This is a genomic window from Coleofasciculus sp. G2-EDA-02 (genome assembly GCF_040226375.1).
Classification (GTDB): Bacteria; Cyanobacteriota; Cyanobacteriia; order Cyanobacteriales; family Coleofasciculaceae; genus Coleofasciculus.
The window spans coordinates 1-13,850 of record NZ_JAVKEW010000223.1; the positions used below are offsets into that span (position 1 = coordinate 1).

Consider the following 13,850-nt stretch of genomic DNA (forward strand, 5'->3'; position numbering starts at 1 on the left):
CTTGTCTATTGCAAAAATAGCGCGATCGCGCTATTTTTGCAAGTGCTACATGGGTACGATTTTTGAGGGCTTGAGCGCTCAAACCATTACGGTATAAGGCTTTAGCCTGGGCGCAGTACATCTGTATGGGGGGAACTTCAGATTAAACTATCCAGTTTATCTTCTAGTTCCTTCAGCGTCGCCCCCGTAAATCGTTCCGAAAAACTACCATTTAAACCATCAATCTCATCAAGTTTGGGTTCTAAACTCGGCAATACGTCCCTAATTAAATGATAAAGTTTTAATAATTCCCCTTGACGCTCTGCCAGTTTTCCTTTCTTATATTTCAGAATCCGATTTAACCCAAACAAATGCACGATCGCGGGATGGGGAAACACCTCGATTTGATAGCGCCCCAGGGTTTTGGGCGTTATCTGTGGGGCGTGAATAAACCCCCGTGCTTCCAAACTTAAACCAAACTCTATCGTGCGTTGGGCAAAAGGGCGTTGGCGATTTGCCGGATAACAACCCGCGTGGTAACGGTGAAAATACCGATGGCTAAGTTTATCGGGGAGGCGCATTCCAGTGGCGTTGGGAATGAGCGTGGGAGCGTCTACGGCGATGATGGCGGGTTCAGTGGCGGCTGTCCAATCATTAATCCAATTGAGAATATCTGCTGTGGCTTGTTTGCGGTTTAATTCTAATAGCTGAAGCTGTCCATCTGACCAATTGAGGCAACATAAACCACTCGCGCCCGAAGTCCAACCGAGGTCAATTCCGATAAATTTCATCTGATGCTATCCGACAAGGTAAATTATAGTTGTATCCGTTTAAATAATCCCATAATGTACGATCGCAGTTCCTACGAACTCAGGGCATCCTATAACCAATGGATGAACCAAAAGCTGTATGCTATTTGCGCTCAAATCCCCGATGATAAACGAAAAGAAAACCTCGGTGCGTTCTTTAAATCCATCCACGGGACATTAAACCATTTACTCTATGGCGATTTAGTCTGGATGGGACGTTTTACGGGTAATCCTCTAACCGGAAACAAAATGGGACAGATTTTATATGATGATTTTGACCAACTGCGCCGAGAACGAGAAAGACTCGATCAGGAAATTATCGACTGGACAAAAACGCTGTCTGAATACTGGTTAAATCAAGCTTTTGAATATAGGAGTAATATTGATAGAAAAACTCGCATTTTACCCACCTGGGTTTTAGTCACTCATCTGTTTAATCATCAAACCCATCACCGGGGGCAATTAACAACACTTTTGAATCAGTTAGGATACGATCCAGGGGTGACTGATTTGCCCTGGTTACCGATTTTGTATGATCAAGAGGGATAAAAGAGTTTTTCCCAATCAGGACTTACGCAATTTGAGGATTCAAACCCTATCCATACTGGTAGGGTGGGCAATGCCCACCCTACTAAATATATTGCCAGACGATCGCGCCTTAATTCCCTGTACAGTATCAGAGATAGCGCAAACGTCTCCCTATGCTCAATTCCCTTTTCTCATTCAAAACCAATCAACCTTCCTACCGCCCCAGGTTTAACCCCAAACAACTGCTGCTGCTGTTGCTGCTGTTATTTGAAGCGCAATTCCTCACCCAGCCAACCCCAGTCACGGCTCAAACGGATGCACCTGCAACGGTTGAACCCTCCCCAGATAAGACACCAACCCTTTGTCCCGCCGATCTCAAAGCCTCCATCGACGTGATCGCAAATCGTCCAGAATTTAATTATGCCCGTTGGGGTATCCTGATCCAACCCCTATCCTCAGCCACACCCCTATACAGTCATGAACGCGATCGCTATTTTATCCCCGCTTCCAATGTCAAATTATTCACCACAGCCGCCGCTTTATCCCAACTCGGTGCTGATTTTCGCATTCGCACCTCTGTTTATGGCACCCCTTCAAATGGAACGATCACCCAATTACGAGTCATTGGGCGAGGTGATCCCAGTTTAGGTACTGATCAGTTAAAAAACTTAGCCCAACAGCTTCAGCGTCAGGGAATTCGGCGCGTGGATCAACTAATTGTCGAAGATCGTTATTTTAGTGAACCCACGGTTAACCCAACCTGGGAATGGTCAGATATTCAATTTTATTACGGGACTGCCGTCAATAGTTTAATTCTCAATGAAAATGCCGCATTACTAACTCTATCTCCCCAAAAAATAGGACAACCTTTGAACGTTACTTGGGCTGATACCATTGCCCAAAACCAATGGCAGATCGAAAATCAAACCCTTACTGCTGAAGCCGAATCACCGGAATCCGTTAACATTTCTGGGGTGCTGGGTAAACCTGTATTGCGAATTCGGGGTCAACTCGCAGCGGATGCAGGAATTTGGTTAACGGCGGTGGCAATTCCTGATCCGGCTGACTATTTTCTGGAGCATTTCCGTCTGGCGCTAGCGGATGCAGGAATTCAGGTGGAACAAGCCTATGTTACGGCTGATTCTAATTCCCAGGAGGACCCTGAATTAGCGGCGGTGGAATCTCCTCCCCTGAGTGAATTGATCACCGAAACCAATCAAAACAGTAATAATCTGTATGCGGAAGCCTTATTGCGATCGCTAGGTGTGACTGAAAAAGAGGCGAGTGAGTCAACAGCTACGGCTGGACGGCAACAGGTCGGAGATATTTTAACAGAATTAGGGGTTGAACCGGAATCCTATGTCCTTGCCGATGGTTCCGGATTGTCTCGCCACAATCTAGTTAGTCCCACGGCTATAGTACAAATCTTACAGGCGATCGCACGAACTCCGATGGCACAATCCTATCGAAACTCCTTAGCGGTGGCTGGGATAGAAGGAACACTACGACAGCGTTTTCAGAATACCCCAGCTCAAGGTCGAGTTTATGCCAAAACCGGAACCATGACTGGCGTGTCAGCGCTTTCTGGCTATGTGGATGTTCCCGATTATCAACCGTTGGTGTTTAGTATTATGGTGAATCAATCCAATCAATCGGTGAGTACTATCCGTCAAGCCATTGATGACATCGTGGTGTTGTTGACGCGGTTACGTTCTTGTTAAGTTTATCATGACGGGGCTGACAGCAGGTTATAAAATAGTGCAAGTACAGTTATCGGCAAAACCCACCCCACTTGAATGCAAATGGGGGGGGAAACCTTCGACAACCCTGTCCTAATAACCCGCCTCTTCCTCGTATTCTGGGGTTTTAGTCTTTTCAGGAATGTTAAGGGGCGGTGCTTGATAGGGTTCGCGCTCTACATTATCGTCCCAAGCATCACCTTCTACCTCATAATCCGCGTACTCATCTTTAGAGTTTTGGTCATAAGGTTCAGATTCGGCATAAATGGGTTCTTCATACCGACGCGCTGATTGAGAAGAATCTTCCCATTCATCCCCCCAATTATCTTCTTCCAGTTGGGCTTCGGCATAGATTGGCTCTGCCCGTTGTTGGCGTATCGGCTCAGGCTCTGGCTCTTGCCAATCCTCATCCCACCGTTCCTCGACGGGTGTAGCCGTCTGGATGGGTTGAGCAATCGGAGTGCGAACAGGTATTCCTGTCCCCAATTGATTTTCAGGTCGAGTGGTGGGCGCATAGTAGCCTTCCTCTTCTTCCCGTTCCCAAGGAGGATTGCCAATACCCATACGCTCTAGAATACCAACGGTTAGCTGAATCAACCGTTCTTGAGCGCCTTCAAAAACGATTAAGCGGTCCGGACCACTGCTGACGATTTCCTCAATCGGTAATTCATAAGTACTAATCACCTGATCAGGGATTTGGGGTAATCCCAACGAAGCAATAATCAGAGACGCCACCTTGCCATCTTCTACGCTAAACTTGAACCCTCGAACCCGACCTAAGAGTTCACCGGTTTCGGTAATCACTTCGCTGTTGATCAGCGTACTGTAAGCGTCAACATCAACATCCTCAATCACATCCTCATCCTCAACCAGGATGACATCGCCCACTTGTTGAATGCTGCTGAGGAGCATATACTGCGGCATTCCAGCCAGCGAGAGCAGGTTGTCTCGTAACCCTAATGCCACAACTTCGCGTCGATCAATATCTACTAGCAGCTCCTTAACGACACCTAGGCGCTTACCGTTACTGCGAGTAATCACCTGAGTGTTTAAAAAATCGGAGCGCTGACGAATTAGTTCAGTTGTCATTATGTCTTGCAATCCTGAATCTCAACTCCTGCTGGAATGGTTATCAATAGTATCAAGGCTAATAATCACATATAATCTACATCAGTCCCGTTTGGCAGACCCTAATTTCAATCCTAGGACTTGAGTATACGCTCCTCTTGCTTGGGTAACACCAATGGTGCGCTCGGCAGATTCAATCATAGGTCGGCGCAAACTAACAACGATAAATTGGGCAAGTTTAGCCTGTTGTTTGATCATTCTAGCTAATCGCTCGACATTTGCCCCATCGAGAAACATATCAACTTCGTCAAAGGCATAGAAGGGAGATGGTCGATACCGTTGCAGGGCGAAAATAAAACTCAGAGCGGTGAGAGATTTTTCGCCGCCGGACATCGACGCCAATCGTTGCACCGGCTTGCCCTTGGGGTGAGCCACCAAGTTAAGTCCGCCGTTAAAGGGATCATCTGCGTCATCCAGTTGCAGATGCCCGTCACCCTCGGAGAGTTCGGCAAAAATTGTTTGGAAGTTTTGATTAATCGCATCAAAGGCTTCTTTGAATGCTCTCAATCGTAGGGTGGTAAAGTTTTCAACTCGCAGCAATAGCTCAGTTCGCTCCGCTTCTAGAGTTGCCAGTTTTTCAGACAGTTCCTGGAAACGGGCTTGGGTGCGATCGTACTCCTCCAAGGCTAGCATATTCACGGGTTCCATTGCCTCAAGTTGTTTTTGACCGTTACGGATATCCCGTTGCAGTGTCTCAAGTTGAGCAGTGAGTTGGGAAATTGTATAGGGGCTGTTTTCACTATTATCGTTTCCGTGACTCCTAGATGTAACTAAACCCGCCCCGTCTGAATGTGGATTAACTCCCTCATATTCCAGACGTTCCACTGTCACGTCTCTACTAGCTCCTTCATCTGTCTCATCCTCGGCTACCTGCTCCTGATTTCCTTTCCCTACCATCAGGGGAACTTCAGGCAAAGGGTTGGGTAATTCAGCCTGTTGAATGTCGAGTTGAGTTTGCAGGGTAGCCAGTTTTTCCTGCCTTGTCACCTGGGTTTCCTGGAGTTTTTGCCGTTGCCAAGACAGCTTTTGCTGGTTTAGGTGCTGGTTTCTGAGTATAGCCTCTGTGCGATCGCGTTCTTGTTTGGCTTCCCCTAAACGCTCCTCTAGCTGGGTTAATCGGGCTTGGGTTTGAGTGATTTGAACCTCAATTGCCTCCAGGTGACGATTAATATCGGTTTGCTGTTCTTGGATTGATTGCTGTTGGGTTTGATATTCAGCAATCCGTTGATAACTTGTCGCCAGCTTCTCGTTCGTGCGCTGATGCTGATTCTCTAAGGCTTGGAGCTGTTTTTCCGCCTCTCGCAGTGCCTGTTCGCGATCGCCTAATACCGCTTCCTGGGTTTTAATTTGACTCTGAATCTGTTGCCATTCCTGGGGGGTTTGCTCGGCTTCGAGTTGAGCCAGTTGTTGGCGTAAGGCTTGCAGTTGGCTTTCTTGGGCGGGTAGTTCCTGATTTAACTGGTGCAAACGTTCAGCCGCCGTCTGTCGTTCCGGGGTATTTTTTGCCAGGAGCGATCGCACTTGAACTTGTTGCTCCGTCAGCGTCTGAATTTCTTTGCGGGATTGCTCTAGACGTAACTGCGTCTGAGATCGGGTTTCCCTGGCTTCTGTCAAGGTTTGAGCCAGATTTTTCGCCGTTGCTGATTCCCGTTCTAGCCATTCATCCGTGCGCTTTAACATGGCTTCAATATCCTGGAGACGATCCCTCAACGCCATCATCTGTGCCGAGTCACTGGTATCACTCGTACCAAAACGTAATCCAGAACGGTAGCTACTGCTCCCCCCAGTCATCGCCCCACTACTTTCCAGGAGTTCTCCATCTAACGTGACAATCCGGCATTGACCCAAATAGGGACGCGCTTTACTCAGGGTTTCAAAAACCACAGTCGAGCCAAACACATAAGCAAAAATCGTTTGGTATCGAGGCTCACAATCGATTAAATGCACCGCATAGTCAATAAACCCTTGAGCATGGCGCAGTGCCACAAGTGGGGAAAATCGGGGCGGCTGAATTTTATTTAAGGGTAAGAATGTAGCACGACCGGCGCGTTTTTGTTTGAGCAGTTCGATTCCTACCGCCGCCACCCCATCATCTTCGACTACGACATGACCCAAACGTCCACCAGCCGCTGTTTCCAGGGCAAGCTGGTAATCGGGTTCTACGCGACCAAGTTGGGCAACCAAGCCATGAACGCCGGGGATATCGGCTTGGAGGATAATTTTAGTGGCATAGGTGCCTTGAGCTTCTTGCTGTGCTTGTGCTTGGGCTTCTAGCTTATCCAGTTGACGCTGTTTGTCCCGTTGTTCTGACAGGAGGCGGGTTTGGGTTTGCCTTTGAGTTTGCAGATCCTGTTCGGTAGCAGCTAGGGTGTGGGCAAGGGTTTGAATCTGTTGCGATACGGCGTTCAATTGCCCTTCTAATTCTGCCCCTTGTGTTTGAAGGCTGGCAAGTTCGGGGGCGATGCGTTCTAATAACTGGGTTTGTTCATCAATTTGGCGGCTGAGTTGATTATGACGTTCTTGGAGTTGGGCTTGTTCGGTGCGCTGGGGATTCAGGGTTTGCAGCAGGGTTTCAATTTGGCGGGTGAGGGTGTTTTGTTGCTGTACCCAAGCTTCTGAAGCTGACGCGATCGCATCCGCTTGTTCTCGGCTGGCGTTCAGGGCGGTTTGAGCCGCATCCCGTTCTTGGCGGCGTGAGGCGATAATTTGGGTGTCTAGATGGTGTCGTTCAGCCTGAAGCTGTTGCAGGCTTTGTTCCTGTTGCTGAATCTCAGTCTCAGTGGTTTGTTGATGCGCCTCTGTATCCGCCCGTTGTTGAATCAGTTCTTGTTGACGCCGTTGTAACTGGCGGCGTTCGGCGTCAAGGCTTGCTAGGGTAGCGGATACCGCGACTTGTTCCTCTTCGCCTAAGGCTTTCACACGGGCGTTGAGGGTTTCAAGTTGAGTGGTTCCTTGGACAATTTCGGTTTCTAGGGTGGTGAGTTGGTAAGTAAACTGGCGTTCGTCTTGTTCTGCTTTCTCAATCAGAGTCTTCAGGTGAGCCACCTGTATTGTCAGCAATCGCCATTTGAGAACGACTTCCCACTGTTGTTTTTCCTGAAGTTGAGCCCGCAGCTTTTTGTATTTCTGTGCCTTAATCCGATCCGCCGCTAAGCGATCGCGTTGGGTGATCAGTTCTTTTTCAATAATCCGACAGCGATCAACCCGTTCTTTAACTTCATTCAGGGTATCTTTCGTCTGGGTAATTTTGCGGTCAAATGCGGCGACTCCGGCTAATTCATCAATAATCTGCCGTCGTTCTCGCGAATTCATGGAGATAATCCCAGTGACATCCCCTTGCAAAACCACATTGTAGCCTTCGGGATAAACTCGCAGGCGGTTGAGCATCTCGTGCAGTTGAGTCAGCGTGCAGGGTTCACCGTTGATATAGTAGGTTGAGGTGTAGGTGTTTTGCTTGGTCACTCGTAGCCGCCGTGTCACGCTCCATTCTGTTGATTGAGGAGTTGGGGGTTGGGAGTTGGGATTGTCTTCCTCATCTGATTCTTCAGATTCCTCTGTTTCTTGTGCTTCCTCATCTGCTTCTGATTTTAAGTTTTCCGCCATCTGTTGTGCAACTAGAAAATCGGGTGCGTCAGATAGGTCAAATGTAACCGTAACCCTGGCTTCAACCGTACTCCGCCGCTCTTTATTATGGTTAACCAAATCAGGAAGACGTTCAGCCCGCATTCCCTTGGAACTGGATAGCCCTAGACAAAAGAGGAGGGCATCGAGGATATTGGATTTTCCTGACCCATTGGGTCCTGAAACCACAGTAAATCCAGGCAGCATCGGAATTTGAGTCGTGCCGCCAAAGGATTTAAAGTTAGTGAGTTCTAGGCGCTTGACATGCACCATAGGCGTGGGTCAGTTCAGGTTCGTTGTGTGGTACGAGTGTATCAAAAGAATAATGTTGATCAGGTTAGCACGAGCATACCCGTTAAGATTTTAGATTTTAGCTAATCCGGCGATAGGTTCCCCACTTCCTACTGCTGCGAAGACGGGGTAGGAATCGTGTCTTGTGAACAAACGTGTGAGTTTTGTATAATTCAAAATCGGTAAACAAAGTAATATAATCAAGATAAAAAGGGAATATAAATTGAATCGAACAAAAACACATTCAGTTCATATTGCTAATATAGAATAGTTAAAAAAATTAATGTGCAGGGCTTAATGATTACTTAACCCTGACAGACCGGTTGAAATCGTGGTAGTCTCATCGCTGTGTGGTTAATGTTGGATCAGCTTTAATTTCTGCTTCCTCATCTCCCCCATCTCCTCATCCCCCTTGGTTTCTCTATCCTTGCCGTATTGGGAAGATACCATAATACAGGGTGAGCCAATTTCCATCGACTTGTGATCCAAAACACTCTCAAGGCAGATCTGAGTCTCACAGAGGGCGTACTCTGGGTCAAAATACTAATGTGACTGTCTTGTAAGCAACACAGGAGGGCGATCACTTCTATCTCAGGATAGAAATGATGAAATTAACACAGCAGACTCTATCAAAACAGTCAGTGCAACAAGAGGGGAGTTGTTATGCAAACATTAAAACAGGGGTTAGAGGAGTGCCATCTGATGGAAAAGTTGGCAGATCAACTCGAACAAGAGTGGCAAAAGCGTTTATCGAATGACTATCCAGACTATAGCCCCGATATCCGAACCAGCATTGTCCAGTGGTTACTGGGAGAAAACAGGGAACAGTTAAACCACCATACCCCAGACAAACTCAAGATTGTCAGCCAAGCGATGGAGTATCGCTATCGGATTTTACGACAGCGCTATTTGGGGGTAACTCCAGAGCAAGCCTATCGCAATTTAACGGGTCGGTTAGCGGGTTTAGTCACGTTACGCAATAAAATCCGGACGTGGGTGTCTTTGAGTCGCGATCGCCAACGCGCTGTGGTGGATGTCTTGCAAGAAGTGATTCAGGAATTATTAAACAGCGATCGCTATATCCAAGGACAAATTGCTTGGATTGCTCAATGTAGTGAAGACATTCATTTACGCGACGCCCTCTTACTAACTACCCTTGAGGAATATTGTTTACGCCCGATCCGCAATCAGCCTTTGGTCGTCTATCGATTTGTCAATTTCCTCAAGCGATCAGGACGGGGTGGGATGACTCATCTACCCGGCAGGGAAAATGTGCGATTTGTCTCAGAGTCGATCACCTCCGATGACACCGATACTCCGGTGAGCTTGTTAGATAATCAAGCGATCGCGGATTATCAAGAGACTCAAGTTTGGCAAGAGCAACAAGTGCTGCGTCTATCAGTACGTCGAGAATTTGAAGCCTACCTCGACCAAAACGTTGGCGCCCAAGCCGCCCAATGGTTACAACTTTATCTGCAAGGGAAATCTCAAGAGGAGATCGCGAAAACCTTAGACTTGCCCATCCAAAAGGTTTATCGCTTGCGAGAAAAAATCAGTTACCATGCGATTCGGGTTTTTTCTATTAAAGTTAAGCCTGAATTAGTCGCCAGTTGGTTAGAAGTGTCCTTAAAAGACCATAATTTAGGGCTAACCCCCCTACAGTGGCAAGACTATTGGCAAAGTCTAACCGATAAGCAGCGCCAGTTAATTCAACAATTGAGAGCCGGCAAAACGTTAGATGTCATTGCCAAGGATCTAAATTGGAAGTATAACCAGGCACTTGGCGAATGGAGTAAGCTCTACTTAGCGGCTCAAGACCTACGCAGCTCTTCTTAAGCAGAACGTTGATCTTTTGCCAATTCTGTGTATTCCCTAACCAAAGTCAGTAACAATTGAAGTAGGGTTAACAGCTAACCTTTTTGCCAATCCCAAACCGGACAGTCTATATTATCTGACTCCTGGGGCATCGGAACCGATTGATACTCAGGCTGGAGAAATTATTATGTTACCCTCACCACAGGACCCAGAACGAGCGGACACTCCTGTTCAGTCACCATCATCCTCTCAAGCGTCGGAACTCTCTGGCGTGAGTAGTGAGCAAATGTTTCGGCTGATTGATAGTATTCTGCCTTTTGAAGCCTGTCTATTTCATCAATTCTTGCCCCTGTCTCTCGAAGGTAAGTACCTCAAACTGGGTATGGTCGATCTCCACGACTCTACTGCCCTCGATTATGTACGTCGCATCTTGGCGTTTATGAACTGTTCCCTGAAAGTCGAACAGATTACCGCCAGCACTCATAAAACTATGCTGTCTGCCTATTTAAACAAAGATCATCAAGGCACGGCATCGAAAAGGCAACGCTCTAGACGCCAACAGCCGATTGCGCGATCGGAACAGTCAACACTAATTATTGATGATGTCAGCTTAGCTGAAGATGAGGTGAATCAGCCTGAGCCGTCAACCCCTTCTCCTCCGGCTGCTGATCACAAAAGCAAATCTACGCCTGTAGGGTCTAAACCGCAACCGAGTGATCCTGCTCGTCTAACTAAGGATCAGACAACCAATAATCAGCCGCCAGCAGCATCTCAACCTCCACCCAGCCATGATCCGAGTCGAACTGAAACTGAGGCGGTGCAGCCTGAGGCGTCAAAAGCGGCGGCGAAGACCAATCATCCTCCGGCTAAAGCTTCTCAACCGACATTGATTATAGATGATATCCGCCAACTCCAGGAAGAATTGAACCAATCCTATGGCTTCCCCCGCCAAGAGGATAGGCAGCCATCGGCAGTAACACCCCAACCGACTTCACAATCGCCGTCTGATCAATCCCCGGTAAAACCGCCCCCTGATTCCAGCAAGAAGGTATTGGCTGAGACGGCGCTGACTCCAGTTTACAAAAGGTCACTGCCGACTAAGGCTTTGATACCCTTAGAGGTGAAGCCCCTGTATTTATCTCGTCCGATCGCGTTTTTGGCAACCTTAGCCCCCCATCAAATCGTGGAAGAGTTGTTAGGTCGCCTGTTGCAGGGGGGAATGGGTCGGCTGTATTTCCAGCGACTATCTGAGCGCGGTCGCATTGTTTTGCGCCAAGATAACTCTTCCCAGTCTGTCTTGGACAAATTAAGCCTGTCCGTTTTTGAAGATATCATTGTTGAACTTAAGCACCTGGTTAACCTGCCTTTGCAGCCGATTACCCAGCCCAAACAGATAGAAAGTGAGCGATTCTATCAGCAAGAATCTCTTCTATTGTGTTTGCGAGTCGTACCCGGTACTCACGGGGAAGAGGCAACGCTACAACTCCTGCGCGGAGCCGCTTTGACGTTCTATCAACAACAAAAGGTGGAACGATTGGGTCAGGATGCGATCAAACTCGCTGGACAACTGCAACATAAGTTAAATGATATCCGCGATCGCTCTTATCGCTACTCCCTTCCTCCCATGGAGACACTCAAAACCCTTAACCAACTCTTACACCATCTCGACAAGCAACTCAACACCCTGACTCACAATCCCAGGGATCAGTAGGACAACTGAAGTTTGAGTTTTAAATGTTCGCCTCGTTCCACCGGAACCTCTGGAACAAGCTCCCCCGCTCACTTTGTAACGGGGGATGAAGAATTATTACAAAAAATAGATGACATTTTTTATCAATTAGAGTTACGGTTAGAGGGAGACATAGGAGTAATTTCATGGGTAAATCACATAAAAAAACACAAGTCACCCCCTTTCTGCTAGAGGGACAATTTGTCAAGTTTCTGGGTAAGGCAGACAAAACACCCAAGCTGCTATGGGTAAATACACAAGCAGGTGAACGGTATATTAAGCTGGCTAAACTCCTACGGGATTCTCTCCCCCAAATCCTTAAATCCGGAGATCAGATTGAAGTGTCTGGGAAACAGAAATACAAACCGAAAACTGGGGAACTGGAACTCAAAGCCAAAACGGTGACATTGAAGACACCGAAAGAGTCCCAGGAATATGAGAAACTTTTGCAACCGTCTCCGCAGAAAACCAAAGCCAGCATCATGCTGTGTAAAAAATCATCCTGTCGCAAGCGCGGTGCAGCACAAGTCCATCAAGCGATGAATGAAACCTTGCGCGATCGCAACCTTGATGAGCAAGTAGCGATTAAAGACACAGGCTGTATGAAACAGTGTAAAAAAGGTCCTTGTATGGTATTAATGCCAGACAAAGCCCGGTACAATGAGGTAGCTCCCGAAGACGTACCGACGTTGGTGGACAAGCACTTTGGCAGTAAACTAGAGCCAGAGGCAAGTGTATCCCAACGCTCTACCGTTAACTGTGGAGGCTGACACTGGAGAATTGGGGGTCAACAATTCAACAAAAACGATTTAGTGCTCCGATTCCCCTTGCTTTCTTAGTGTTGTTGCCAGATAAACAAGGTGCATAATGAGAAATCTACCGCCACCCGATTCGGACTCCTCTCCACTGGGTTTGGAGGAATGGATTGGTATAATTATCGCCGTTACCACTATCGGTGCGATTTTGATTGGAGTATTGAGTCAACGGCAAAAGGGATTCAACCTGAAGCAGTGGGTTGGCTCAACCACCTCTGAACCAAGGATAGAAGAACCAGTTGCGCCAAAACTGACACCTCCGACACTTGATCCGACTCCGACTCGCCAAACCCCCAGCCGCATTCAAATAGTCCCAGCCTCCCCTTCACCCTCTCCAGCCGTAACCGCCTCCCCCTCATCCCCAGACGAGGCGTTTCCAGAAAAAGCTAGAGCCGTTCCCCTCGCTCCTATTGTCTCAGCCCCAAGGACAGAAACACCCACACCAACGCCCACTGAAACGCCTGTTGAACCAGTGAACTTTGCCGATGTTCCCGACGACTATTGGGCAAGTCCTTATATTACCGCTCTGGTGCGGCGGGATATTATGAGCGGCTTTCCAGAGAGTAACACCTTTAAACCTAATAGTTCGATCACTCGGGCAGAATTTGCGGCGTTGCTGAAAAAGGCTTTTGAGCAACAACCGACATTAGCGACACCCAACTTTAAAGACGTATCCTCAGACTTTTGGGCGTGGTCCGCGATTCAGGAAGCCAGCAAAACCAACTTTTTGCGTGGCTATCCCAATAATACCTTTCAACCTAAGCAACCGATTCCTAAGGTGCAAGTCTTAGTTGCACTGGCGAGTGGATTGGGGTTAGAAGAAACTCAACCCTCTCAGGAAGTATTACAAACTTATCAGGATTCTGCTCAGATTCCGGAGTACGCTCGCGAAAAAGTCAGTGCGGCGACAGAAGCGGGTATTGTGGTGAATTACCCTAATCTTGAGTCTCTTAATCCGAACCAAGATGCAACTCGTGCTGAGGTAGCGGCGATGGTTTATCAGGCGTTAGTAGAAGCTGAGAAAGCAGAAGCCATCAAGTCGGAGTATGTGGTCAATCCTTAATTTAGGATACTAGATAGGCCTCCGTTAATTTGCAGATAGCCGCCAGTTAGGTGGTTTTAGCCTGTGGACTGGGAAGGTGACGACAACTCCAGAATAAAGCAGGAAGTAAGCAGCAAGCCTATTTATGAGTACCTCTGCCTAGATTTGCATAAGTATTATGTAACGGATAATACTACTGACATTCTATTGCTTAGAGCTATCCGCCTAACACTGGACAACCGTGGACAACACGATCATTCCATTGATGGATCGCCAGTCTCAGCAAACGCTACGTTATTGGGGTCATGGAATCTATGGGTGCTTGCCAGCTCATAGTTTAAAAGCCGTCTAGGT

At 47.6% G+C, this 13,850-nt stretch carries 8 protein-coding genes and 1 pseudogene; 6 read left to right on the forward strand and 3 right to left on the reverse strand.

Annotated elements, in window-relative coordinates; all coding sequences use genetic code 11:
- Positions 1 to 140: 140 nt before the first annotated feature.
- A pseudogene (locus tag RLO19_RS26140) lies at positions 141 to 770 on the reverse strand (DUF429 domain-containing protein); the annotation flags it as partial.
- A 54-nt stretch (positions 771 to 824) separates the two neighbouring features.
- Here RLO19_RS26140 and RLO19_RS26145 point away from each other — a divergent pair.
- Positions 825 to 1,337 (forward strand): DinB family protein, encoded by a 513-nt coding sequence (locus tag RLO19_RS26145; protein ID WP_446360321.1) that lies wholly within the window; start codon positions 825 to 827, stop codon positions 1,335 to 1,337.
- Positions 1,338 to 1,489: 152 nt separating this feature from the next.
- Positions 1,490 to 3,037, forward strand: coding sequence for a D-alanyl-D-alanine carboxypeptidase/D-alanyl-D-alanine endopeptidase (gene dacB, locus RLO19_RS26150; RefSeq protein ID WP_446360314.1), 1,548 nt, complete (start codon positions 1,490 to 1,492; stop codon positions 3,035 to 3,037).
- 111 nt (positions 3,038 to 3,148) lie between these two features.
- On the opposite strand, the gene RLO19_RS26155 is transcribed toward dacB, so the two are convergent.
- Positions 3,149 to 4,144, reverse strand: a complete 996-nt coding sequence (locus RLO19_RS26155; protein WP_446360315.1) for a PRC-barrel domain-containing protein — start codon at positions 4,142 to 4,144, stop codon at positions 3,149 to 3,151.
- Positions 4,145 to 4,225: 81 nt separating this feature from the next.
- A complete protein-coding gene (gene smc, locus RLO19_RS26160) occupies positions 4,226 to 8,077 on the reverse strand; it encodes a chromosome segregation protein SMC (protein WP_446360316.1) in 3,852 nt (1,283 codons plus the stop codon).
- Between the two features lie 681 nt (positions 8,078 to 8,758).
- Between smc and RLO19_RS26165 the strand changes: the two genes are divergently transcribed.
- From RLO19_RS26165 to RLO19_RS26180, 4 genes are all read left to right on the forward strand, one after another.
- On the forward strand, positions 8,759 to 9,931 hold the full coding sequence (locus RLO19_RS26165; RefSeq protein WP_446360317.1) for a HetZ-related protein 2: 1,173 nt from the start codon (positions 8,759 to 8,761) through the stop codon (positions 9,929 to 9,931).
- Positions 9,932 to 10,097: 166 nt separating this feature from the next.
- The gene (locus tag RLO19_RS26170) at positions 10,098 to 11,621 is read left to right on the forward strand and encodes a GspE/PulE/PilB domain-containing protein (protein ID WP_446360318.1); all 1,524 of its coding nucleotides are present in this window, start codon (positions 10,098 to 10,100) and stop codon (positions 11,619 to 11,621) included.
- 164 nt (positions 11,622 to 11,785) lie between these two features.
- Positions 11,786 to 12,409 carry a (2Fe-2S) ferredoxin domain-containing protein gene (locus RLO19_RS26175; protein ID WP_446360319.1) on the forward strand — a complete coding sequence of 208 codons (624 nt, stop codon included), beginning with the start codon at positions 11,786 to 11,788 and terminating at the stop codon, positions 12,407 to 12,409.
- 97 nt (positions 12,410 to 12,506) lie between these two features.
- Positions 12,507 to 13,517, forward strand: a complete 1,011-nt coding sequence (locus RLO19_RS26180; RefSeq protein ID WP_446360320.1) for an S-layer homology domain-containing protein — start codon at positions 12,507 to 12,509, stop codon at positions 13,515 to 13,517.
- Positions 13,518 to 13,850 lie beyond the last annotated feature (333 nt).